Source organism: Streptomyces sp. NPDC034103 (assembly GCF_055575395.1).
In genome coordinates, this window is record NZ_JBVISS010000007.1 from 183942 (window position 1) to 206919 (window position 22978).

Here is a 22978-nt window from a genome sequence, read left to right on the forward strand (position 1 = left end):
GACGTCAGGTGCCGGCTACGGGGAGGGGACTTCAGGTGGTGGGCACGCCGAGGGCAGGGAGGACCACGGCGTCGATGTACGAAAGGAGGAAGGCCTGCGTCGGCGGCAGCTCGTCGATCATCGTGCGGGCGGCGAACCCGCCGAGCATCATGTGGAGCATGAAATCGATCGCCGGGTTGTCGGCACGCACCTCGCCCCGGTCGATCGCCCGCTGCACCACCCGGCGGAACTCCGCCACCTCGGGTTCGATGAGGTGGGCGCGGAAGGCCGCCAGCAGATCGGGGTTGCCGTGGACCGCCATGGCCAGGCCCCGCATCAGCGCGGAGTTCTGTTCCAGGTCGCAGTCGTCCGACTTCTTGGTGAGGGCGTGGAGGTCGCCCCGGAGCGAGCCGGTGTCGATCTCCTGGAGTGCCATGCCGCCGGGCTTGCTGTGCCGTACGGCCTTCGCGACCAGCTCGGCCTTGCCGCCCCACTGACGGTAGAGGGTGGCCTTGCTGGACCGGGTCCGGGCGGCGACGGCGTCCATGGTGAGGGCGTCGTAGCCGACTTCGCGGAGCAGTTCGAGCACGGCGTCGTACAGCTCGGCCTCGCGCTCCGGCGTGATCCGGCTGCGACGCGTGGTCGCGACCTCGGTCATGAGTCCCGCCTCCCAGTCCGAACGACACGGTTTCGTACAAGCCGAATGTAGCGCACCCACGTTCGAAACGAAACGGTTTCGTACGTGTCGTGGCTCACGCCGTGCGCGCCCCCGTGCGGGCGTCCGGCGATTTTTCATAAGTTGCTCCGGTCCATCCCCCGGAAAAGCATGGGGAGGTGAGCTATCTGCGCCTGCCGCACCTGAGCGGTGACCTGCTGTGTTTCGTGGCCGAGGACGACCTGTGGCTGGCCCCCCTGGACGGGACGGCCCGCGCCTGGCGTCTGACCGCCGACCGCACCAAGGTCGGCCACCCCCGCTTCTCCCCCGACGGCCGCCACCTCGCGTACACGAGCTGGCGCAGTCTGGTGCCGGAGATCCATCTGGTCGACGTGGCGGGCGGCCCGGGCAGACGGCTCACCTACTGGGGCTCGGCGGACACCCAGGTCTGCGGCTGGACACCCCCTGACGGGGACAGAGGTGCCCAGATCCTCGCGGTCGCCTCCCACGGCGAGCCCTTCTCGTACTTCACCTGGGCCTACAAGGTCCCCACCGACGGCGACCCCGGCCGCAAGCTCCCCTGGGGCCCGGTCTCCGACCTCCAGGTCGCCGACCTCGACGGTGAGCGGCGCACCCTGCTCCTGACCGGCACCCCGCCGCACGAACCGGCCGCCTGGAAGCGCTACCGGGGCGGCGCCACCGGCCGCCTCTGGCTGCACGGACACCGCCTGCTGGAGGACCTCGAGGGCCACCTGCACTCCCCCATGTTCGTCGGCGGCCGGATCGCGTTCCTCTCCGACCACGAGGGCGTCGGCAACCTCTACTCCTGCGCCCACGACGGCTCCGACCTGCGCCGCCACACCGACCACGACGCCTTCTACGCCCGGCACGCGGCGAGCGACGGCACCCGGGTGGTGTACCAGTGCGCGGGCGACCTGTGGATCGTCGACGACCTCGCGAGCGAGCCGCGCCGGCTCGACGTACGGCTGGGCGGACCGCGCACCGGCCGCCGCGCCTACCAGGTGCCGGCCGCCCACCACGTGGACGGCGTCTCCGTGGACGAGACGGGCCGCGCGAGCGCCGTGGTCGTGCGCGGCAGCCTGTACTGGCTGACCCACCGCGACGGCCCCGCCCGTACGATCACCGACACCCCCGGCGTACGGGTCCGGCTCCCGGAGATGCTCGGCCCGGTCGGCCAGGTCGCGTACGTGACCGACGCGGAGGGCGAGGACGCGGTCGAGATCGCCTACCTCCCGCGCGCGACCGGCGACCGCGCGCCCCGCCGCCTGGCCTCCGGCGCGCTGGGCCGGGTCCTGGAGCTGGTGGCCGACCCCCGGGGCGAACGCCTCGCCCTCGCCTCCCACGACGGCCGCCTCCTCCTCATCGACGCCACCGAGGACTCCGCCGGCGAGGTCACCGAGCTGGTCCGCTCGGTCAACGGCCCGGTCCGCGACCTGGCCTTCTCCCCCGACGGCTGCTGGCTGACGTGGTCGCACCCGGGCATCGGGCGCTCGCTGCGCCAGATCAAGATGGCCCGGATCAAGGACCGGCTGATCGTCGACGTGACGAACGGCCGCTTCGAGGACGAGAACCCGGTCTTCACGCGGGACGGCCGCTATCTGGCCTTCCTCTCCTGGCGGGGCTTCGACCCGGTCTACGACGTCCACACCGGCGACCTGTCCTTCCCGCTGGGCTGCCGCCCGTACCTGGTCCCGCTGTCCTCGGCGACCCCCTCCCCCTTCGCGCTGAACCCCGAGGGCCGCCCGGCGGCGGGCGGACTGGACCCGGAGGAGGACGAGCCGGGCGACGGCAGCACGGTCACCGTGGAGGTCGAGGGCCTGGAGAGCCGCGTCACCCCCTTCCCGGTCGCCGCCTCCAAGTACTCGGCGCTGCACCCGGTGGCGGGCGGCGGACTGGTCTGGCTGCGCTGGCCGATCTCGGGCGCGCTGGGCGAGACCTTCGCCAACCCGGACGACACCAGCGGCCGTCCGACCCTGGAGTACTTCCACATCACCAAGGCGAAGAAGTCCGAACTGATCGAGCACCTCGACTGGTTCGCGGTGAGCGGCGACGGCTCCCGCCTGGTCGTCGTCGACGAGGGCGACCTGCGCGCGGTGCCCGCCACCGAGACCGGCGACAGCGACTCGACCGTCTGGATCGACGCCCGCCGCATCCTGCACGAGGTGGACCCGGGCGCCGAGTGGCGTCAGGCCTACGAGGAGGCGGGCCGGATCATCCGCGCGTACTTCTGGGAGCCGGGGATGTGCGGCATCGACTGGGACGGCGTGCTGGCGCAGTACCGCCCGCTGGTCGAACGGGTCGCCACCCCCGACGAGTTCGCGGACCTCCTGCGCGAGGTCCTCGGCGAACTGGGCACCTCGCACGCCTACGTCACCCCGGCCCGCCGCAACGAGGGCCCGCCCCACTACCAGCGGCTACAGGGCCTGCTGGGCGCCAACTTCGTGCGCAGGGACGCCGGGTGGACGGTCCGCCGGATCCTGCCCGGCGACTCCTCCGACTCCAAGGCGCGCTCCCCGCTGGCCGGCACCGGCATCCGCGAGGGCGCGGTCCTGACCCATGTGGACGGCCGCCCGGTGGACCCGGTGACCGGCCCCTACCCCCTCCTGGCGGGCGCGGGCGGTACGACGGTGGAGCTGACGTTCACCCCGGCGGAGGGCGAGGGCCGCGCGAGGCGGGTGGCGGTGGTCCCGCTCACCGACGAACGCCCGCTGCGCTACCAGGACTGGGTGGCCAAACGCCGCCAGGTGGTACGGGAGTTGAGCGGCGGCCGCTGCGGCTACCTGCACATCCCCGACATGGGCGGCTCCGGCTGGGCCCAGTTCAACCGGGACCTGCGCCTGGAGGTCTCCCGCCCCGCGCTCATCGTCGACGTACGCGGCAACGCGGGCGGCCACATCAGCGAACTGGTCGTGGAGAAACTGACCCGCACCATCCTCGGCTGGGACCTCACGCGGAACGCCCAGCCGGTGTCGTACGCCTCCAACGCCCCCCGGGGTCCGGTGGTCGCCCTCGCCGACGAGGCCACCGCGTCCGACGGCGACATGATCACGGCCGCCTTCAAACTCCTCGGGCTCGGCCCCGTCGTCGGCCAGCGCACCTGGGGCGGGGTCGTCGGCATGACCGGCCGCCACACCGTCGGCGACGGCACCGTCATCACGGTCCCCATGAACGCGGCCTGGTTCGACGCCTACGGCTGGTCCATCGAGAACCGCGGCGTCACACCGGACCTGGAGGTGCTGCGCACCCCCCTGGACTGGGCGGAGGGCAGACACGTACAGCTCGACGACGCCGTGCGACTGGCGGTCGAGCTGCTGCGGAAGAACCCGCCGGCGACGCCCCCGGACTACGCGAACGTGCCGGACCGTTCCCGACCGAAACTGCCGCCCAGGTCGACGTCTTAGGGGGCGTCTCGGGGGGGGCACCTTGGGGGCGCCTTGGGGGGCGTCTCAGGGGGCTGGGGACCACCCGGGCCGACGGCGGGCAACGCGAACGTGGGGCGCCCCGACACACAGGGCACCCCACGTTCACGGCTGAAGCGAGCCGCAGCTACATGTCGTAGTCCTGCTCGAGCCGCTCCTGCTCCTCGCGCTGGAGTCGCTCCGACTCCTCGTCACGCCGCTGGCCGCGCTCACGACCCGGCTCACGACCCGGCTCGCGGCCCTGCTCGCGACTCGGCTCGCGGCCCTGCTCCCGGCCCTGCTGGGCCTTCTGCTTGGCCTGCTCCTGCCACTGCTCCGACTTGTCCTGGAACTGGTCCTTCATACCCATGTGGGTTCACTCCCGAATCGGGTGAGGGGATGAGCCCCGTACCGGGGCCTCGACCAGATTCACATGACCGGTCACCGTGCGCATGTCGATCAACTACGGTGCGTAGCCGAGGTCAGCCGCGACGCGCGGCACGCGCCTCCTCGTCCGCCGCCCCACCCGCGCCGACGAGCCCCGAACGGACTCCCGCCAGCCGGTCCCCGAACCGCCGCATCTCCCGCTGCCCGACCGTCCCGATGATCCCCGGCAGATACCCGCGCACGCCCTGCATGCCGCGCAACCACCCCTGGCCGTACACATGGACGGCCCGCCGCTCGATGCCCGCCACGATCCGGTCCACCGCCGGTCCGAGCGGATAGGTCTTGTTGGCCGGCCACGGCAACCGCTGCCGCAGCTCCCGCATGACGTCGTCCTGGTCGGCCCCGCGGACCATGTCCGTGTCGGTCCAGGAGAGATAACCGACCCCGACCCGTACGCCCTGGTGCGCCACCTCGGCCCGCAGACTGTGCGCGAAGGCCTCCACACCGGACTTGGACGCGCAGTACGCGGTCATCATCGGCGCCGGGGTGATCGCGGCCAGCGAGGCGATCTGGAGCAGATACCCCCGGCTCTCCATCAGCACCGGCAGGAAGGCCCGCGCGGTCACCGCCGAGCCGATCAGGTTGACCTCGATCACCCGCCGCCACGCCTCCGGGTCGGAGCCGACGAACGGACCGCCGCTGGCCACACCGGCGTTGGCCACCACGATGTCGACCTTCCCGAACCGCTCCTTCACCTCCCGCGCCACCTGGGCCATCGCCTCATGGTCGGTGACGTCGGCGTACCAGTGGTCGCTGTCGGTGTGCAGCCGCTCGGCGACCTGCTTGAGCGCGTCCGGCTCCAGCCCGACCAGCGCCACCCGCGCCCCGCGCGCGGACAGCTTGCGGGCGAGCAACTCACCGACACCGCGCGCCGCTCCGGTGACGACCGCGACCTGTCCTTCGAGGCTGACCCTGCTCATGCGCCCTCCTTGATCGTTGCGTATGTCACCACGAGCTCCCGGATCCTGCCGGTGATCAGCTCCGGTGCCTCCACCGGAGTCATGTGCCCGAGCCCGGGCAGTTCGGTGAGCCCGACACAGTTCGGCAGCGCCGCGACCAGCGACCGCGCGTGCACGGCCGGCGTCATCCGGTCGGCGCCACCGACCACGACCGCCGTGGGCACGTGCAACGACCGCACCGCGTGGTCGAGATCGAGCAGGTCGAGGACCTGGGACCAGGCGTGGCGCACCTGGCGGGGACAGGAGTGCACGATCCGTGCGCAGGCCTCCACCATGTGCGGGGCCGAACCGGGGCCCATCGTCGCGTACTTGAGGATCCGGCGGGCGAGCGGCGTGACCGGCCCGAGCGGGGCCCGCGAGCCGAGGACGTGCTTGGTCAGCCAGGTCCGCAGCCGTCCCGCCCGCAGGGGGACGACCGTCGACTCGGCGACCAGCCGCGAGGCACCGGTGCTGCACAGCAGGACGGCGGCGGCGTGCTCCCGGAAGACCGCGCGGTCGGCCGTCGCCATCACCGTCATCCCGCCCATGGAGTGCCCGGCGAGCACGGCCTTCTCCCCGGGCGCGAGCGTCTCCCTCAGGACGGCCTCCAGGTCGTCGGCGAGGGCGTCGGTGCTGCACACCGGGCTCGCCGGGCTGCGTCCGTGGCCGCGCTGGTCGTAGGCGATGACCCGGTGGTCGACGGCGAGGTCGCGTATCTGCGCCGCCCAGAAGGCCGTCGAGCAGGTCCAGCCGTGCACGAGGACCACGGGCGGCGCGTTCTGCGCCCCGTGCACCTCTACGTGCAGGCGCGCGCCGTCGGCGGAGACGACGGTCAGCTCACGCGTGGGAGCGGGTGGGGCGTACGGCCCGGAGGCCACGTGCATGAGCCGGCTCACGCGTTCACCTTCTTCTCGTCCGTGTCGTCCTTCAGGCTGTGCGGGTTCTTCTCGACGGGCCCGTTCCCGACCGTCCTGGCGCGGATCACCTGGTACTCGGTGAGGTCCACGCGCCGGGTCGCGCGCCGGAACTCGGTCGTGGTCCCGGGCCAGATGGTGGTGTTGCGGCCGTTCTCGTCGAGGTACCAGCTGGTGCAGCCGCCGGTGTTCCACACCGTGCGCCGCATGCGCTCCTGCACCCGCCGGTTCCAGGCGGCGACGGCGCCCGGCCGGGCGTCCAGGGCCGCCCGGCCGCCCAGCACGTCGAGCTGCCGCACGAAGTCGGCCAGGTAGTTCAGCTGGGACTCGATCATCAGGATCATCGAGGAGTTCCCGAGCCCGGTGTTGGGCCCGATGATCGTCATCCAGTTCGGGAAGCCCGCGGCGGAGGCCCCGCGCAGCGCCTCCATCCCGCCCTTCCAGGCCTCGGCGAGGGTCCTGCCCTCGGCGCCCACGACCCGGTCGGCGATCGGCATGTCGGTGACGTGGAAACCGGTGCCGAAGATGATCGCGTCGACCTCGGTCTCGGTGCCGTCGGCCGCGACGAGGGTGGAGCCGCGGACCTCGCTGAGCCCGCTCGCCACGAGGTCGACGTTGGGCTGGGCGAGCGCCGGGTAGTACGTGCTGCTCAGCAGGATCCGCTTGCAGCCGATGCGGTAGTCGGGGGTCAACTTGGCCCGCAGGGCGGGGTCCTTGATGGCCCGCGCCATGTTGGCCTTGGCCAGCTTCTCGACCAGCCCGAGCTCGTTGGGGCGCTTGGTGAAGGCCTGGACCTGCAACTCCCGGATGCCCCACAGCAGTCCGCGCCGGGCCTGGGTGGTGAAGGGCAGCGCCCGGTGCAGGGCCCGCTCGGCACCGCCGATGGCCCGGTCGACGCGGGGCATGACCCAGGGCGGGGTGCGCTGGAAGAGGGTGAGCCGCTCGGTGAGGGGCTGGATGGCGGGCACGATCTGGATCGCGGAGGCGCCGGTGCCGACCATGGCGACCCGCTTGCCGCGCAGGTCGTAGTCGTGGTCCCAGCGGGCGGAGTGGAAGACCTTGCCCGGGAAGGAGTCGAGGCCGGGGATGTCGGGGACCTTCGGGTCGGAGAGCGGCCCGGTGGCGGAGACGACGAGGTCGGCGGAGAGCCGCCCGCCGCTGGTCTCGATGTCCCAGCACAGCCTCTCGGCGTTCCAGGTCATCATCTTCACCTCGGAGTCGAGGCGGAGGTGCGGGCGCAGCCCGAAGACGTCGGTGACGTGCTCCAGATAGGCGCGGATGTGCTGCTGCCCGGAGAAGGTGCGCGGCCAGTCGGGGTTGGGCGCGAAGGAGAAGGAGTACAGATGGGAGGGCACGTCACAGGCGCACCCGGGGTAGCTGTTGTCCCGCCAGGTGCCACCCACGCTGCCGGCCCGCTCCAGGACGACGAAGTCGGTGACGCCTTCGCGCCGCAGCCGCACGGCGGCCCCGAGCCCGCCGAACCCGGACCCGATCACCGCCACCCGCACATGCTCGTGCTCGGTCATCCCGAAGCCTCCACGCATCACTCATCGGACTCTGCCAGTGAACACTGGCGCAATGGGAGCGTAGGACAGCCGCGTACCGATGGGTAGGGGGCGGGGAAGGAAAGTTACCGGCGGTACAACATAGGCTGCGGGAGTGACGCACAAGCGCGAGTACCGCATGGAGGAGTTGGCCCGCCTGGCCGGCATCACACCGCGCACCCTGCGCTTCTACCGCGAACGCAAACTGATCCCGCCGCCCCGCCGCGAGGGCCGCATCGCCTGGTACGACGACCACCACCTGGCCCGCCTGCGCACCATCGCGGCACTCCTGGAACGCGGCCACACCCTGACCGGCATCGCGGAACTCGCCGAAGCCCTGGACCACGGCCGCGACGTGGCCGACCTCCTGGGCGTCGCCGCGCCCACCGAGGAGGAACCGGTCCACCTCACCCCCGAGGAACTCGCCGCCCGCTTCGAGGGCCAGGTCACCGCGGAGAACCTCGCCGCCGCCCTGGACCTCGGCTACCTCGGCACCGACGGCGGCGAGATCGTCCACATCAGCCGCCGCCTCCTCGACGTGTCCTCCGCCCTGGTCGCCGAGGGCATCCCCCTCGCCGAGGTCCTCGCCGCCGGCCGACGCGTGCGCGAACACGTCGACGCCCTGGCGGAGATGTTCGCCGAACTGGTCCTCCAGCACGCCACGGAGGACGACATCCCCCGCCTGCGCCCGCTCGCGCGCAGCGTGGTGGAGGCGGAACTGTCACTGGCACTGGACCGACGGCTGCGGAAGCGGGACTAGAGCGGGAGGGGCCGGAAGGCGGCCTGGAGGTCGTAGACCACGGTCACCGGCGCGTGGTCCGACCAGCGCTCGGCGTGGGTGGCGGCCCGCTCCACGAAGCCCTTGACCGCCTTCGCGGCCAGGCCGGGGGTGGCGAGCTGGTAGTCGATGCGCCATCCCGAGTCATTGTCGAAGGCCCGGCCCCGGTACGACCACCAGGTGTACGGCCCCTCGACCTCCGGGTGCAGGGCGCGCACCACGTCGACGTAGCCGCCGTCGGACAGGGTCAGGACACGCGTCAGCCACTCCCGCTCCTCGGGCAGGAAGCCGGAGCTCTTCTGGTTGGCGCGCCAGTTCTTCAGGTCGGCGGGCTGGTGGGCGATGTTCCAGTCGCCGCAGACGACGACCTCGCGGCCGTCGGCGGCGGAGCGTTCGCGCAGTTCCTTGAGGTAGGCGAGGAACTCGTCCATGAAGCGGACCTTCTCGTCCTGCCGCTCGGTGCCGACCTCGCCGGAGGGGAGGTAGAGGGAGGCGACCGTCACACCCGGCAGGTCGGCCTCGACGTAACGCCCGCTGGTGTCGAACTCCGACGACCCGAAGCCGACCTGGACGCGGTCGGGCTCCCGGCGCGTGTAGAGGGAGACACCGGCCCGGCCCTTGGCGGCGGCGGGGGCGTGCACCACGTGCCAGCCCTCGGGGGTGCGGACCTCCTCGGGCAGCTGCTGCGGCTCGGCGCGCACCTCCTGGAGGCACAGCACGTCGGCGGAGGTCCCCGCGAGCCACTCCACGAAACCCTTCTTGGCGGCGGCGCGGAGCCCGTTCACATTCACAGAGGTCACAGTGAGCACCCCGGAACGATACCGGCACACTGGACTGGATCCCGTTCTGGAATGCATTGACATACGGTAGGAAGCATGAATATCCGTCGCCTCTCCTTCGACCACCCCGACGCCGTGAAGCTCAACGACCAGGTCCAGGCCGAGTACGGCGTCCGCTACGGCGACGGCGGCGACGCCACCCCCATGGACCCGGCGGACTTCGACCCCCCGAACGGGGTCTACCTGATCGCCTACGACGCGCTGGACGTCCCCGTCGCCACGGGCGGCTGGCGGGTCCAGGACGCCAACGGGGAGGGCAATCGCGACGGCGACGCCGAGCTCAAGCGCATGTACGTCATAGAGCAGGCGCGCGGCCAGGGCCTCGCCCGGCGCATCCTGGCCGCGCTGGAGGAGGACGCCCGTGCCGCGGGCCGGGTCCGCATGGTCCTGGAGACCGGCGACAAGCAGCCGGAGGCCATCGCGCTGTACGTGTCCAGCGGCTACGAACCGTGCGAGAAGTTCGGCTATTACCGGCATCACGAGGCGAGCCGGTGCTTCGCGAAGGCGCTGTGACGGGGCCGGCGGAGGCGGTGCCGCGAGGAGGACGGCGTCGCCCTCATCAAGTCCGAGGCGCGCGCGGTCGATCCGGGGCGCTCGCGGCGCTCCGCCTCCCCTGGCCCGAACTCGCCGCGGTCAGCGGAACCTGCGCCCTGCTGGCAGTCACCTCGGCGGTACTCCCGGCGGCTCTCGCGCTACGCCGGAACGCCCCCGCCCGGGGGTGACGAAAGAGGCTCCGGAACGTGCAAGAGCCTCTGTCGGTTCTCACCGACAGAGGCTCTATGCTGCGTGGACCTGAGGGGATTTGAACCCCTGGCCCCCTCGATGCGAACGAGGTGCGCTACCGGACTGCGCCACAGGCCCTTGCAACGAGTGAAACCTTAGCACCCCGATCGGGGTGCTTGGAAATCCGTTCTCTGCCCGCCCGAGGGCCCAGCCACAGGTGGGACGGGTGGCCGCGACCGCCCGGGGCGCCGTGCCTACTCGTTGGCCGCGCGCGGCCGCTCGCCGTCCTCGTACTGGTCGAACAACGGCGTACGCCCCCGTTCCCGCGCCCGTCGCGCGGACGCGGCCCGACGGGCGTCGCTGCGCCCGCCCTCCTCTGCCCTGTCCTCGTCCTCGGCGTCGGCCGACGCCTCCGCCGCCCGGTGCCCGGCCGCGTCGTCCCGCTCGGCCTGGGACTCGGTGGCGGCACTGTGCGCCTCCCGTTCCCCGGCGACCGAACTGGACCGCGCGGAACTCCACGCGTCCGGCGCGCCCAGGTCCACGTCGGCCGTGGCCCGCGGGGCGACCGGCGCCGTCACATACGTCGGCAGCGGCACCGGCACCGGCTCCCAGCTGTCCCCGTGGCCCGGCCTGCGCTGCCGCTCGCGCTGCTGGTCGACCCACTCGGCGTGGTCGGTCTGCTCGACGAGGGCGCGCCGGTCGGCGGCGAGCGCCGAGAGCCCGGGGTCGTGTTGCGTCTCTGGTCCCCCGTCCGGGTCGTCCGCGTCGACGGCCTCGGCCGCCGGGCGCCGGCGCGGCTGGCGCGCCCGCTCCTTCAGCCGCTTGGCGGCCTCCTCGGCCCGCTGCCGGTCCATCTGGTAGGCGAACCGGCGGCGTTCCTGGGAACGCAGGTAGGCGATGTACGCGCTGAGCAGTATGGCGGGCACGCCGGGCGCCCACAGGAACGTGAGCCCCCCGACGGCGGCGACGATCGCGCCCAGCGTGAAGGCGAAGAAGAGCACCACTGTGGTGCGCCTCCGACGTGCGAGCGCCTTCGTGCGCCGGGCGCGCGCCGCGGCGGCTTCCGCGGCGGGCGAGCGCCGGGGCGCGGGCACGTGTTTCCGCGTCGGCGCGGATCCGGATCCGGGTGCGGGCGCCGGCGCGAAGGCGTGCGGGGCCGGGGCGTGCGCGGCCGGATCGGCCCCTCGCTCGCGCGCCGGCGGGCGCATCGGTTCACGCGCCGCTTCCCGGCGCTCCGGCGCCTTCACCTCCGCGCGCGCCTGCGGGCGCGTCGGAGGCATGGCAAAGGCCCGGACGTCCACCGAGTCGGTGACGGCATCCGGGTCGACGGCGCTGGACTCCCCCTCCTCGGTGGAGCGCGCCCGCAGGTCCTTGGCGTACCGGCGCTCCATACCCGCCCGTCCGGACAGCAACCGGATGGCGGTGCTGAAGCGTTCCGTCGGACGGGCCTCGTTCAGCTCGTCCTGCCTACGGAGCCACATCGGCACCAAGTAGGCGGCCCAGGCCCCGACAATGACTGCGTAGATGAGGCCGCTGCTGCTCACGCCTCACACGGTAGAGGGATTCGCGTGAGGCCATCCGCCAATTGGGCCGGTGTGTCGCACGATCTGGCTGATATTTCTAGCTTTTTTTGTGACCGATGCGATCAACAGGCCGCCCGGCCGCGAAATTAATGCCCGGAGACGGTCGCCGCACGATCATTCTCGAACATTTATTCAATTTCCCTGGCGCTTCCCACGCTATGCGGGGTTCCCCGGCGTGTTCTGCGGGTTCCGGGGGGTGGTGTCCGGCGCCTTCTGTGCGCGTGCCCGCTGCCAGCGCCCGAGCAGTCCCTCCGGCACCTCTTCCGCGGTGAGCGCGAAGACGAGGTGGTCGCGCCAGGCCCCGTCGATGTGGAGATAACGGGGCCGGATCCCCTCCGCGCGGAATCCGAGTTTCTCCACGACCCGGCGGCTGGGCCCGTTCTCCGGGCGAATGCAGACCTCGATGCGGTGCAGGCCGACGCTGCGGAAACAGTGGTCCACGACGAGCGCCACCGCTGTCGGCATCACCCCGCGGCCGGCCACCGACTCGTCCACCCAGTAGCCGACGTGCCCGGAACACATCGACCCCCAGGTGATCCCGGCCACCGTCAACTGCCCGACGAGCCGCCCCTGGTACTCGATGACGAACGGCAGCATCCGGCCCGCGTTCGCCTCGGAGCGCAGATGCCGCACCATCTGCCGGTAGGTCGGCCGGTGCACGATCGGTCCGGTGGGCGTGGGCGGCGGGATGGTCGCCTCCCAGGGCCGCAGCCAGTCGCGGTTGCGCCGGTTGACGTCGCGCCAGGCACGCTGGTCGCGCATCCTTATGGGCCGGAGGACGACATCGCCGTCCGCCAGCACGACGGGCCAGGAGGGGCTGTTCAGCTCGCACCCCCACTACCGGCCCCGGGTCTGGGGTGGTCCCCGCCGCGGATCTGCTCGACGGCGTGGACCAACAGGGGCTCAAGGACCGCGAGTCCGTCCTTCACTCCACCGGTGGAACCCGGCAGATTGACGATCAGCGTCCCGCGCGCCACCCCCGCCAGCCCCCGGGAGAGCGCGGCGGTCGGCACCTTCTGCCGGCCGAACGTCCTGATGGCCTCGGCGATGCCCGGCACCTCGTAGTCGATCACCGCGCGGGTCGCCTCGGGGGTGCGGTCGGTGGGCGAGATACCGGTGCCGCCGGTGGTGACGACGGCGTCGTACCCGGCGTCGACGGCCGCGCGCAGGGCCGCCTCGACGGGCTCCCCGTCGGGCACGACCTGCGGTCCCTCGACCTCGAACCCGAAGCCCTTCAGGCCCGCGGCGATCAACGGACCGCCCTTGTCCTCGTAGACCCCGGCCGCCGCCCGGTTGGAGGCGGTGACCACCAGTGCGCGATACGTCATGCCCGGCTCCAGTCGCCCGACTTGCCGCCCGTCTTCTCCTCCACCCGTACGTCCGTGATGACCGCTCCCTTGTCGACCGCCTTGACCATGTCGATCACGGTGAGCGCGGCGACGGAGACCGCGGTGAGGGCCTCCATCTCGACGCCCGTGCGGTCCGTCGTCCGCACCGTGGCGAGGATCTCCACGGCGTCGTCCGCGACCGACAGGTCCAGTTTCACACCTGACACCGACAAGGGGTGGCACAGCGGGATCAGGTCCGGGGTGCGCTTGGCTCCCATGATGCCCGCGATGCGCGCGGTGGCGAGGGCGTCGCCCTTGGGGACACCCTCGCCGCGGAGCAGCTCGATCACCCGGGGCGAGACGAGGACCCGGCCGCTGGCGCGGGCGGTGCGCGCGGTCACGTCCTTGTCGGATACGTCGACCATGCGGGCAGCGCCCGCCTCGTCGATGTGGGTCAGTCGGTCCTGCGTACTCATGCTGTGCGGCGCTCCCGGTCCCGGCCCTTCGCGGTACGGCGCGCGGGCCTGTTGTGCGCGACACGGTACCGCCAACCAGGAGCGCTCAGCCGAGCAGGACCACCTCGACCTCGGTGCCGGGTTCGACGGACTCGACGTCCTCGGGGACGACGATCAGCGCGTCCGCGTGCGCGAGGGCGGCGACCAGGTGCGACCCGGCGCCGCCGACCGGCGTCACCGCGCCGTCGGCGTAGCTGCCGCGCAGGAACTGCCTGCGCCCCTTCGGCGAGGTCAGCGCCTTGCCCGCGGTCAGCGTCGCGGTCACGCGCGGCCGGTGCACGTCCTCAAGGCCCATGAGGGCGCGGATCGCGGGCCGGACGAACAGCTCGAAGGAGACGTACGACGAGACGGGGTTGCCCGGCAGGGCGAGCAGCGGGGTGTGGTCGGGGCCGATGGAGCCGAAGCCCTGGGGCTTGCCGGGCTGCATGGCGAGCTTGCGGAAGTCGATGCCGCTGCCGGCCTCGTCCTCGTCGCCGACGTGCGACAGCGCCTCCTTGACGACGTCGTACGCCCCGACGCTCACCCCGCCCGTGGTGACCATGAGGTCGGCTCGGACGAGCTGGTCCTCGATGGTGTCGCGGAGGGTCTCGGCGTCGTCGGCGACGGCGCCGACACGGTAGGCGATGGCACCGGCGTCCCGGGCGGCCGCGGTGAGGGCGAAACTGTTGGAGTCGTAGATCTGGCCGTGGCCGAGCTGCTCGCCGGGCGGGACGAGTTCGCTGCCGGTGGACATGACGACCACGCGCGGGCGCGGGTGTACGCGTACCGTGCCGCGGCCGATGGCGGCGAGCAGCGCGATCTGCGGCGGGCCGAGGATGGTGCCGGCCTGGAGGGCGCGGTCGCCGGCCTTCACGTCGCTGCCTTTCGCGCGTACGTGCGCGCGTGCCTCGGCGGGCCGGTACACGTGCACGTGCCCCTCGGCGCCCTCGGGAGCCAGGGCGCGGGCGCGCATGCCGGTCACGGGCCCCTCGCCGAGGCCGCCGTCGGTCCACTCGACGGGGACGACGGTCTCGGCGCCCGGCGGCAGCGGGGCGCCGGTCATGATGCGGGCGGCCTGGCCGGGGCCCACGTGGAGCAGGTCGGCCTGGCCCGCGGCGACGTCCCCGACGACGTCCAGGACGGCGGGGAACTCCTCGCTCGCGCCCGCGACATCCGCGACCCGTACCGCGTACCCGTCCATGGAGCTGTTGTCGAACGGCGGCAGCGAGACCGGCACCGTGACGTCCTCGACCAGGACACAGCCCTGGGCGTCGAGGAGTTGCAGCTCGATGGGTTCGAGGGGGCGGACGGTCGCGAGGATGTCCTCCAGGTGTTCGTCCACCGACCAGAGGTGGTCCTGGCCGGTGGCGTGGGGCGCGGCGCTGCTCAACGTTGCTACATCTCCTCGGCTACGTAACTGCGAAGCCAGGTCCGGAAGTCCGGGCCCAGGTCTTCACGTTCGCACGCGAGTCTGACAATGGCACGCAGATAGTCGCCGCGGTCACCGGTGTCATAGCGGCGGCCCTTGAAGACGACGCCGTGCACCGGGCCGCCGACCTTCTCGTCCGCCGCGAGCTGCTGGAGGGCGTCGGTGAGCTGGATCTCGCCGCCGCGGCCGGGCTCGGTCGTGCGCAGTATGTCGAAGATGTGCGGGTCGAGGACGTAGCGGCCGATGACCGCGTAGTTCGACGGGGCGTCCGCGGCGTCGGGCTTCTCGACGAGGCCGGTCACCTTGACGACGTCGCCGTCGTCGGTGGTCTCCACGGCCGCACAGCCGTAGAGGTGGATCTGCTCGGGTGCGACCTCCATGAGCGCGATGACACTGCCGCCGCGCTGTTCCTGGACCTCGACCATCCGCTTGAGCAGCGGGTCGCGCGGGTCGATCAGGTCGTCGCCGAGGAGGACGGCGAAGGGCTCGTGGCCCACGTGGGGCGCCGCGCACAGGACGGCGTGACCGAGGCCCTTGGGGTCGCCCTGGCGGACGTAGTGCATGGTGGCGAGGTCGCTGGACTCCTGCACCTTCGCGAGCCGGCCGGCGTCGCCCTTCTTCTGAAGCGCCGATTCCAGCTCGTAGTTGCGGTCGAAGTGGTCCTCAAGCGGCCGCTTGTTGCGGCCCGTGATCATGAGGACGTCGTCGAGACCCGCGGAGGCGGCCTCCTCGACCACGTACTGGATCGCCGGCTTGTCGACGACCGGCAGCATCTCCTTGGGAGTGGCCTTGGTGGCCGGCAGGAACCGGGTGCCAAGACCTGCTGCGGGAATGACAGCCTTGCTGATCCGAGGGTGTGACTGAGTCATGCCCGCAACCTTATCCGGTGCCTTTGCAGGGAATCTGAGGCTCCGATTAATTAGCTCTGATATGAGCGTATTGGGAAGGGTACGGGAGCGACCTGTGAGCGACACCGGACGTCCGGCCGAGCCTGACAAGCGAACGTTGCGGCGGGAGTTCCTCGCGGTGAGGAACAGGTTGACGGCCGATGACGTGCGGGAATCCGCGACCGCGCTGGCCCGGAGGGCGCTGGAGCTGCCCGAACTGGCGCGGGCGCGCACGGTGGCGGCGTACGTCTCCGTGGGGAGCGAACCCGGCACCCTCGCGCTCCTGGACGCGCTGCGCGCGCGGGGCGTACGGGTCCTGCTCCCGGCGCTCCTGCCCGACAACGACCTGGACTGGGGCGCGTACACCGGCGAGGACTCCCTGACGCGCGTCCGGCACGGCGGGAGGATGGCTCTCTACGAGCCCGCCGGCGCCCGCCTGGGCCCGGACGCCGTGACCGCCGCCGATGTCGTCCTGCTGCCGGGCCTGGCGGTGGACGCGCGCGGTATGCGCCTGGGGCGCGGCGGCGGGTCGTACGACCGGGTGCTGGCGCGCCTGGAGCACGCGGGCGCGCACCCCGCGCTGGTGGTGCTGCTCTACGACGTCGAGGTCGTCGAGTCCGTGCCGGAGGAGGCGCATGACCGACCGGTGCACGCGGTGGTGACGCCGTCGGGCGTGCGCCGCTTCCGCGGGGACGGGTGAGGCGCGGCGCGCTCATCATGCGAGGGGCCCTCCACGCGCGCGTGGAGGGCCCCTGGACGGTTCGCCGTCAGTGGCTCACGGCTTCAGCACCAGGGTGTCGCTCGTGCTCTTGTCGACCGCGTTCTTCGAGAAGGACCAGTCCAGCAGTTCGCCCTTGACCCACTTGCCCGTCTGATCCGTGTAGTGGGCGCTGTAGGCGTGCCCCGAGGCGCCGGTGAGGTTGATCCACTTCGACTTGTCGAGGTCGCCGAGGTTGACCACCATCCGCATCGACGGCACCCAGACGACGCCGTAGCCGCCGGCGGCGTTCCAGCCGGTCGCGTTGACCGTGGCCTCGCCGCCGCCGAGCTTCCAGGGGCCGCGGTTGAGCATGTACCGCACGAAGCCGGGTCCCTCGATGCCGAGCGTCTGGTTCTTCAGGAACAGGCGGTGCAGCCTGCCCCAGCTCCAGGAGTCGATGTCCTTGCCGAGCTTGGCGGTCAGTTCCCAGCGGGCGTCGATCATGGCGCGCTTGAACAGCTCGTCACGGTTGTCGGCCTCGGGCCGGTCGCCGACCCCGTTCGGGGTCTTCCACCAGGCGCTCTTCTCGTCGTCCATGAGCTTGCGCACGACCTCGAACCAGCGGTCGCCGCCGTCCGGCTGGGCCTGGTCGGCGTCGCGCTGGCCGCACTCGCGGACCTTCTTCGACTCGTCGGCGGGCCCGGTCGTGTTGATGGGGTCCACCCACAGGCACTGGCCCTTGACCCGCAGCTCCTTGGGCAGCTTGTTGCCGAAGGAGAGCTTGAGGATGTTGCGCCACACCGAGTTGAAGTAGGCGGCGGCCGCCGAGTCGGCGTCCTGGGTGTAGTCCCAGCCCTCCAGCAGCTTCTGCGCCTCGCGGACGTCCTTGTCGTCGATGTCGATCTTCAGCAGCTTGGGCACGAGCAGCTTGGCGATCTCGCTGCTGTTGTCCAGCTGCATCTGGCGCATGTCGTCCGTGGAGATCTTGCCGCCGTCGTCGATCTTCGACTTGATCAGGTCGGTGATGCGCTGGCTGCGGGTGCCGTAGCCCCAGTCGGTGGTGAGCGTGTAGGGGTACTTGTCCTTGTCGATCACGGCCTGGTTGGCGGTGACGATGTATCCGCGCGCGGGGTCGAACTCGTAGGGCAGCTGGTCCTTCGGGATGTAGCCGGTCCAGCGGTACTTGGAGTCCCAGCCCGGCTGCGGGATCGATCCGTCGACGCCGTCCGCGCGCGTGGGGATCTTTCCGGGCAGGGTGTAGCCGATGTGGTTGTCGGTGTCGGCGTAGATCAGGTTCTGCGAGGGCACGTCGAAGAGGGCCGCGGCCTCGCGGAATTCGTCCCAGTCCGTCGCCCTGTCCATCGCGAACACGGCGTCCATGGAGGTGCCGGGGTCGAGGGCGGTCCAGCGCAGGGCGATGCCGTAGCCATCGCCGCGGTCGGGGGCGGCGGCGTCGACGGTGGCCTTCTTGCCGACCTTGACCAGTTCGTCGTCGCGGTCGGACAGCAGGGGGCCGTTGGTGGTCTCGCGGACGACGATTGTCTTGGACTCGCCGCCGGCGACCTTGATGGTCTCCTCGCGCGTGGTGAAGGGCTTCACCTTGCCGTCGTACAGGTAGCCGTCGCTGCTGAGCTTCTCCAGGTAGAGGTCGGTGACGTCGACGCCGGAGTTGGTCATCCCCCAGGAGATGTCCTGGTTGTGGCCGATGATCACACCGGGCATGCCGGCGAAGGTGTAGCCGCTGACGTCGTACTGGCACTTGCTGGAGAGGGTGCGGCAGTGCAGGCCCATCTGGTACCAGACGGACGGCAGCGAGGCCGACAGGTGCGGGTCGTTGGCCAGCAGCGGCTTGCCGCTGATGGTGTGCGAGCCCGCCACGACCCAGGAGTTCGAGCCGATGCCGTTGCCGTTCACGCCGACGGCCGCGGGAAGGTCCTCGAGGACGCCGTAGAGGCCCGAGAGCTGGCTCTGGAGGGCCGTGGAGCCCGAGCCGGACGCGGTGCCCGTGGTGCCGCCCGTGCCCGTGCCCGAGGTGCCGCCCGTGCCCGCGCCCGTGGTGCCGCCCGTGCCCGAGGTGCCGCCCGTACCCGTGCCCGAGGTGCCGTCGCCCTGCCCGAACGCCTGGGTCAGCTCGTCGTACTGGCCTTCCTGGACGATCGCCTTGTTACGGCTGTACGGATAGTCCGGGTACAGGTCCTTGATCTGCTTGGGGCCGAGGCGGCTGGTCAGCAGGGCGCGGTCGATCTCGTCCTGCATGTTGCCGCGCAGGTCCCACGCCATCGCCTTCAGCCAGGAGACCGAGTCGACCGGCGTCCACTGCTCGGGCTTGTAGTCGTTGGCGAAGCCCAGGGCGGCGTACTCGAGGGAGATCTCCTCGCCGTCCTTGCCGTGCAGGTAGGCGTTGACCCCCTTGGCGTACGCCTGGAGGTACTTCTTGGTGGAGGCCGACAGCTTGGTGTCGTACTCCTTCTTCGCCACCCGGTCCCAGCCGAGGGTGCGCAGGAACTCGTCCGTCTTGACCTGCCCCTTGCCGAACATCTCCGACAGGCGCCCGGAGGTCATGTGGCGGCGCACGTCCATCTCGTAGAACCGGTCCTGCGCCTGGACGTAGCCCTGCGCCATGAACAGGTCCTCGTCGGTGGACGCGTAGATCTGCGGGATGCCGTAGCCGTCGCGCTTCACGTCGACCGGCCCGGACAGGCCCTCGAGCGTGATCGAACCCTTGGTCTGCGGGAAGGAGGCACGGACGGTGCTGATCGACCAGTAGGCCCCGTAGGCGACGCCCCCGATGATGGCCAGCACCAGGACGAGGACGATCAGACGGGCTTTGCGCCCCTTTTTCCTGCCGGACTTGCCGGGCTTCTGACCCGATGAGGCGGTGGTGTTGGGGGGCATCGCTGTCCTTGCTGTCCTAACGCGAGCGGCAGGCGGGGCTGTGACTTTGAATGAGCGCTGGAGCAACCATAGGCGCAGGGCCCGACGCCACTTGACGCGGAGTCGGGAACCAGCGCGCACGGGCGTTCGATCCTGCCTGCGGGAGTGTCAAGAAATCGTCAAGAGTTAGGTAAGGTAACGAAGTACTTGGGTGCGGAGACCCAGCACTTCGTGTCCTATGTACGTGAGCCCACGCGCGCGTGCCGCCCGTGGGCCAGGGAAGGGAACAGCCGCTGACCGTCCACGACCTCAACCAGCTCCTGCTCGTCTGCTCGCTCGTCCTGCTCGTCGCCGTCGCAGCGGTCCGGATCTCCTCGCGCAGCGGGCTCCCCAGCCTGCTCGTGTACCTGGGCATCGGCGTCGCCATGGGACAGGACGGCGTCGGCGACATCCACTTCAACAACGCCGAACTGACCCAGGTCATCGGATACGCGGCCCTGGTCGTGATCCTGGCCGAGGGCGGCCTCGGCACGAAGTGGAAAGAGGTCAAGCCGGCGCTGCCGTCCGCGACCGCGCTGGCGCTGGCCGGGGTCGCGGTGAGCGTCGGGGTCACGGCGACGGCCGCGCACTACCTGATCGGGCTGGAGTGGCGCCAGGCGCTCATCATCGGTGCCGTCGTCTCCTCGACGGACGCGGCGGCGGTCTTCTCGGTGCTGCGCAGGATCCCCCTCCCCGCGCGCGTGACGGGCACGCTGGAGGCGGAGTCCGGCTTCAACGACGCCCCCGTGGTCATCCTGGTCGTCGCCTTCTCCACGGCGGGCCCGGTCGAGCACTGGTACGTCCTGCTCGGCGAGATAACCCTGGAACTGGCCATCGGCGCCGCCCTGGGCATCGCGGTCGGCTGGCTGGGCTCCTGGGGCCTCAGGCACGTGGCGCTGCCCGCGTCCGGCCTCTACCCGATCGCCGTCATGGCGATCGCCGTGGCGGCGTACGCGGCGGGCGCGCTGGCACACGGCAGCGGCTTCCTCGCCGTCTACCTCGCCTCCATGGTGATGGGCAACGCCAAGCTGCCGCACTGGCCCGCCACGCGCGGTTTCGCCGAAGGGCTCGGCTGGATCGCCCAGATCGGCATGTTCGTCCTGCTCGGCCTGCTGGTCACGCCGCACGAGCTGGGCGACGACGTCTGGCCCGCGCTCGTCATCGGGCTGGTGCTGACCATGGTCGCGCGCCCGCTGAGCGTGGTGCTGTGCCTGACGCCGTTCCGGGTGCCGTGGCAGGAGCAGACCCTCATGTCCTGGGCCGGGCTGCGCGGCGCCGTGCCCATCATCCTGGCGACGATCCCCATGGTGAACGGCGTCGACGGCAGCCGCCGCATCTTCAACATCGTCTTCGTCCTGGTCGTCGTCTACACCCTGGTCCAGGGGCCGACGCTGCCCTGGCTCGCCCGTCAGCTGCGGCTGGGCCAGGACGCGGAGGCCGCCGACCTCGGCATCGAGTCGGCGCCCCTGGAGCGGCTGCGCGGGCACCTGCTGTCCGTGGCCATCCCCGACGGCTCGAAGATGCACGGCGTCGAGGTCAACGAGCTGCGGCTGCCGGCCGGGGCCGCGGTCACCCTCGTCGTGCGCGAGGGAAAATCGTTCGTTCCGCTCCCCACGACGGTGCTGCGGCGGGGCGACGAGCTGCTCGTCGTCGCCACCGATCCCGTGCGGGACGCGGCGGAGCGGCGGCTGCGCGCGGTGGGCCACGGCGGCAAGCTGGCCGGGTGGCTGGGCACGAACGGCGAGACACCGCGGCCCGAGCGGCGCTGAACGGCGCTGAACGGCACGGAACGTCCTGCGCAAGGCGGGATGTCGTTAAGGGCACGTTTCGTACGGTTCACACCCCGGGAAATCGCAGGCGGACGACGTCATGGTGGGCGTTTTCACAGGTGCACCAGGCGTTGACCCCTGTACGATGAAGGCACATTCTGATCGAACCAACTCTGCCTGACGCAGGGCTGGCGCGACCGTATGGCGGCCGAGAAGCCCCTTCCGCAGTGGGCACCGGCATCTACCGCAGTCCGCGCAAGAGGACAGCTCTCGGCGCCCCCGCACGGGCGCGCTACCAGGCGGCAGAAAGGCACGGGCCGTGGCATCCACGGTCACCTCACGCCCGGGATACGGGCAGTTGCTGCGCACCCGCGGCGCCTGGACGTTCCTGCTCCCCGGCTTCGCGGCGCGTCAGCCGTTCGCGATGCTGACGATCTCCATCGTGCTGCTCGTGCAGCACACCACCGGCTCGTACGGCGCGGCGGGCGCCGCGGCGGCCGTCACCGGCGTCTCCATGGCGCTGTTCGCGCCCTACAGCGGGCGCCTCGCCGACCGCTACGGGCAGCGCACCGTACTGGTTCCCGGCGTGCTCGTGCACACGGCCTCCGGTCTGACGCTGACGGCGCTCGCGCTGTCGCACGCGCCCCTGTGGGCCCTGTTCGTGGCGGCCGTCCCCACGGGCGCCTCGGTGCCGCAGGTCGGCCCGATGGTGCGCGCCCGCTGGGGCGTGAAGCTCCAGGGGTCGCCCCTCATGACCACCGCGGCGGCCTTCGAGTCCGTTACGGACGAGCTGACCTTCGTCTTCGGCCCGCTCCTGGCCACCGCGCTGTGCACCGCCGTCGACCCGGCCGCGGGCCTGCTCACGGAGGCGGCGCTGACCCTGGTCGGCGGTCTGCTGTTCGCCGCGCAGAAGAGCACGCAGCCGCACGTCGCCCTCGACAAGCACGCACGCGTGGAGCACGGTTCCGCGCTGGGCGTGCCCGGCGTGCGCGTGCTGATCGTGGCCTTCCTGGGCATCGGCTCGGTCTTCGGTGGCATGCAGGTCTCACTGGCCGCGTTCACCGAGTCCATCGGCGAGCCGGGCATGAACGGCGTCCTGTACGGCGTCTTCGCGGCGGGCAACATGCTCTCCGGGATCGTCTGCGGCGCGATCGCCTGGAAGGTGGCTCCGCAGCGGCGCCTCCTCGTCGGGTACGGCGCGCTCGCGCTGGCCGCCTCCGGACTGTGGGCCGCGCACTCGGTGCTCGCGCTCGCCGGACTCGGCCTGCTGGTCGGCATGTGCATCGCGCCCGCGCTGATCACCGGCTACACGCTGGTCGAGACGCTGGTGCCGGCCGGCGCCCGTACCGAGGCCTTCACCTGGCTGACCGGCGCGGTCGCGCTCGGTCAGGCGGCCGCCGTCACGGCTGCCGGACAGCTCGAGGATCGCTTCTGGAACGGTGCCGGATTCCTGGTGCCGATGGTGGGCACGCTGCTGGCCCTGGGGACCCTGCTGGCGCTGCGGTCTCGCCTGATGGCCCGGCCCCGGACGCGCACCGTGGCACGTGGCGTCGGTCACCGCGTGCCGGTGACGGTGGACTGATCCTCGGGAATGCGTCACTATGGACCATCGTTAGCACTCATTGAGTGAGAGTGCCAG

At 71.5% G+C, this 22978-nt stretch carries 19 protein-coding genes and 1 tRNA gene; 6 read left to right on the top strand and 14 right to left on the bottom strand.

Annotated features, from left to right (window positions below):
• Positions 1-31 precede the first annotated feature (31 nt).
• Positions 32-637, bottom strand: coding sequence for a TetR/AcrR family transcriptional regulator (locus tag ACZ56U_RS17165; protein ID WP_469084813.1), 606 nt, complete (start codon positions 635-637; stop codon positions 32-34).
• Positions 638-813: 176 nt separating this feature from the next.
• Here ACZ56U_RS17165 and ACZ56U_RS17170 point away from each other — a divergent pair, with 176 nt between their 5' ends.
• Complete coding sequence (locus ACZ56U_RS17170) at positions 814-4056, top strand: S41 family peptidase (protein WP_469084814.1); 3243 nt, start codon at positions 814-816, stop codon at positions 4054-4056.
• A 145-nt stretch (positions 4057-4201) separates the two neighbouring features.
• On the opposite strand, the gene ACZ56U_RS17175 is transcribed toward ACZ56U_RS17170, so the two are convergent.
• The 4 genes from ACZ56U_RS17175 to ACZ56U_RS17190 form a co-directional block, all read right to left on the bottom strand.
• Entirely contained in the window at positions 4202-4423 is a 222-nt protein-coding gene (locus ACZ56U_RS17175) for a hypothetical protein (RefSeq protein WP_469084815.1), read from the bottom strand.
• 112 nt (positions 4424-4535) lie between these two features.
• A complete protein-coding gene (locus ACZ56U_RS17180) occupies positions 4536-5420 on the bottom strand; it encodes an SDR family oxidoreductase (RefSeq protein ID WP_391234393.1) in 885 nt (294 codons plus the stop codon).
• Positions 5417-6334 carry an alpha/beta fold hydrolase gene (locus ACZ56U_RS17185; protein WP_469084816.1) on the bottom strand — a complete coding sequence of 306 codons (918 nt, stop codon included), beginning with the start codon at positions 6332-6334 and terminating at the stop codon, positions 5417-5419. The genes ACZ56U_RS17180 and ACZ56U_RS17185 overlap by 4 nt, the downstream gene beginning before the upstream one ends.
• Positions 6331-7878, bottom strand: a complete 1548-nt coding sequence (locus ACZ56U_RS17190) for a flavin-containing monooxygenase (RefSeq protein WP_469084817.1) — start codon at positions 7876-7878, stop codon at positions 6331-6333. Before ACZ56U_RS17190 ends, ACZ56U_RS17185 begins: the two co-directional genes overlap by 4 nt.
• Positions 7879-8035: 157 nt before the next feature.
• On the opposite strand from ACZ56U_RS17190, the gene ACZ56U_RS17195 reads away from it, so the two are divergent.
• Positions 8036-8656, top strand: a complete 621-nt coding sequence (locus ACZ56U_RS17195) for a MerR family transcriptional regulator (RefSeq protein ID WP_469085058.1) — start codon at positions 8036-8038, stop codon at positions 8654-8656.
• Here the strand turns inward: ACZ56U_RS17195 and ACZ56U_RS17200 are convergent.
• On the bottom strand, positions 8653-9483 hold the full coding sequence (locus tag ACZ56U_RS17200) for an exodeoxyribonuclease III (RefSeq protein WP_469084818.1): 831 nt from the start codon (positions 9481-9483) through the stop codon (positions 8653-8655). The two genes, ACZ56U_RS17195 and ACZ56U_RS17200, sit on opposite strands and share 4 nt — an antisense overlap.
• Before the next feature lie 66 nt (positions 9484-9549).
• On the opposite strand from ACZ56U_RS17200, the gene ACZ56U_RS17205 reads away from it, so the two are divergent.
• On the top strand, positions 9550-10026 hold the full coding sequence (locus ACZ56U_RS17205; protein ID WP_469084819.1) for a GNAT family N-acetyltransferase: 477 nt from the start codon (positions 9550-9552) through the stop codon (positions 10024-10026).
• A 274-nt stretch (positions 10027-10300) separates the two neighbouring features.
• Here the strand turns inward: ACZ56U_RS17205 and ACZ56U_RS17210 are convergent.
• The 7 genes from ACZ56U_RS17210 to galU all read right to left on the bottom strand — a co-directional run bounded on the left by ACZ56U_RS17210 (position 10301) and on the right by galU (position 15939).
• Positions 10301-10374, bottom strand: a tRNA-Ala gene (locus tag ACZ56U_RS17210).
• A gap of 116 nt (positions 10375-10490) precedes the next feature.
• Positions 10491-11780 (bottom strand): divisome protein SepX/GlpR, encoded by a 1290-nt coding sequence (gene sepX / locus ACZ56U_RS17215; RefSeq protein WP_469084820.1) that lies wholly within the window; start codon positions 11778-11780, stop codon positions 10491-10493.
• Between the two features lie 195 nt (positions 11781-11975).
• Positions 11976-12620 carry a GNAT family N-acetyltransferase gene (locus ACZ56U_RS17220; RefSeq protein WP_469084821.1) on the bottom strand — a complete coding sequence of 215 codons (645 nt, stop codon included), beginning with the start codon at positions 12618-12620 and terminating at the stop codon, positions 11976-11978.
• A 20-nt stretch (positions 12621-12640) separates the two neighbouring features.
• On the bottom strand, positions 12641-13147 hold the full coding sequence (locus tag ACZ56U_RS17225; protein ID WP_469084822.1) for a MogA/MoaB family molybdenum cofactor biosynthesis protein: 507 nt from the start codon (positions 13145-13147) through the stop codon (positions 12641-12643).
• Positions 13144-13623 carry a cyclic pyranopterin monophosphate synthase MoaC gene (moaC, locus tag ACZ56U_RS17230; RefSeq protein ID WP_353695155.1) on the bottom strand — a complete coding sequence of 160 codons (480 nt, stop codon included), beginning with the start codon at positions 13621-13623 and terminating at the stop codon, positions 13144-13146. Before moaC ends, ACZ56U_RS17225 begins: the two co-directional genes overlap by 4 nt.
• Positions 13624-13708: 85 nt before the next feature.
• Positions 13709-15031, bottom strand: a complete 1323-nt coding sequence (glp, locus tag ACZ56U_RS17235; RefSeq protein WP_469084823.1) for a molybdotransferase-like divisome protein Glp — start codon at positions 15029-15031, stop codon at positions 13709-13711.
• Between the two features lie 5 nt (positions 15032-15036).
• Positions 15037-15939 (bottom strand): UTP--glucose-1-phosphate uridylyltransferase GalU, encoded by a 903-nt coding sequence (galU, locus tag ACZ56U_RS17240; RefSeq protein ID WP_469084824.1) that lies wholly within the window; start codon positions 15937-15939, stop codon positions 15037-15039.
• A 61-nt stretch (positions 15940-16000) separates the two neighbouring features.
• Here galU and ACZ56U_RS17245 point away from each other — a divergent pair, with 61 nt between their 5' ends.
• A complete protein-coding gene (locus tag ACZ56U_RS17245; RefSeq protein ID WP_469084825.1) occupies positions 16001-16657 on the top strand; it encodes a 5-formyltetrahydrofolate cyclo-ligase in 657 nt (218 codons plus the stop codon).
• 75 nt (positions 16658-16732) lie between these two features.
• Here ACZ56U_RS17245 and ACZ56U_RS17250 read toward each other — a convergent pair whose 3' ends face one another.
• On the bottom strand, positions 16733-19552 hold the full coding sequence (locus ACZ56U_RS17250) for a penicillin acylase family protein (protein WP_469084826.1): 2820 nt from the start codon (positions 19550-19552) through the stop codon (positions 16733-16735).
• 248 nt (positions 19553-19800) lie between these two features.
• Here ACZ56U_RS17250 and ACZ56U_RS17255 point away from each other — a divergent pair, with 248 nt between their 5' ends.
• Together ACZ56U_RS17255 and ACZ56U_RS17260 are read left to right on the top strand one after the other, a co-directional pair.
• Positions 19801-21339: a potassium/proton antiporter gene (locus tag ACZ56U_RS17255; protein WP_469084827.1), complete on the top strand. Its 1539-nt coding sequence runs from the start codon at positions 19801-19803 to the stop codon at positions 21337-21339.
• Positions 21340-21658: 319 nt separating this feature from the next.
• Positions 21659-22921, top strand: coding sequence for an MFS transporter (locus ACZ56U_RS17260; RefSeq protein WP_469084828.1), 1263 nt, complete (start codon positions 21659-21661; stop codon positions 22919-22921).
• Positions 22922-22978 lie beyond the last annotated feature (57 nt).

What these genes read in the sequence shown, in the direction of transcription:
- ACZ56U_RS17195 (WP_469085058.1), top strand. Translation starts at nt 8,036, where the DNA reads ATGGAGGAGTTGGCCCGCCTGGCCGGCATCACACCGCGCACCCTGCGC.
- ACZ56U_RS17190 (WP_469084817.1), bottom strand. Translation starts at nt 7,878, where the DNA reads ATGACCGAGCACGAGCATGTGCGGGTGGCGGTGATCGGGTCCGGGTTC.
- ACZ56U_RS17165 (WP_469084813.1), bottom strand. Translation starts at nt 637, where the DNA reads ATGACCGAGGTCGCGACCACGCGTCGCAGCCGGATCACGCCGGAGCGC.
- ACZ56U_RS17250 (WP_469084826.1), bottom strand. Translation starts at nt 19,552, where the DNA reads ATGCCCCCCAACACCACCGCCTCATCGGGTCAGAAGCCCGGCAAGTCC.
- ACZ56U_RS17245 (WP_469084825.1), top strand. Translation starts at nt 16,001, where the DNA reads ATGAGCGTATTGGGAAGGGTACGGGAGCGACCTGTGAGCGACACCGGA.
- ACZ56U_RS17225 (WP_469084822.1), bottom strand. Translation starts at nt 13,147, where the DNA reads ATGACGTATCGCGCACTGGTGGTCACCGCCTCCAACCGGGCGGCGGCC.
- ACZ56U_RS17180 (WP_391234393.1), bottom strand. Translation starts at nt 5,420, where the DNA reads ATGAGCAGGGTCAGCCTCGAAGGACAGGTCGCGGTCGTCACCGGAGCG.
- moaC (WP_353695155.1), bottom strand. Translation starts at nt 13,623, where the DNA reads ATGAGTACGCAGGACCGACTGACCCACATCGACGAGGCGGGCGCTGCC.
- galU (WP_469084824.1), bottom strand. Translation starts at nt 15,939, where the DNA reads ATGACTCAGTCACACCCTCGGATCAGCAAGGCTGTCATTCCCGCAGCA.
- ACZ56U_RS17205 (WP_469084819.1), top strand. Translation starts at nt 9,550, where the DNA reads ATGAATATCCGTCGCCTCTCCTTCGACCACCCCGACGCCGTGAAGCTC.
- ACZ56U_RS17175 (WP_469084815.1), bottom strand. Translation starts at nt 4,423, where the DNA reads ATGGGTATGAAGGACCAGTTCCAGGACAAGTCGGAGCAGTGGCAGGAG.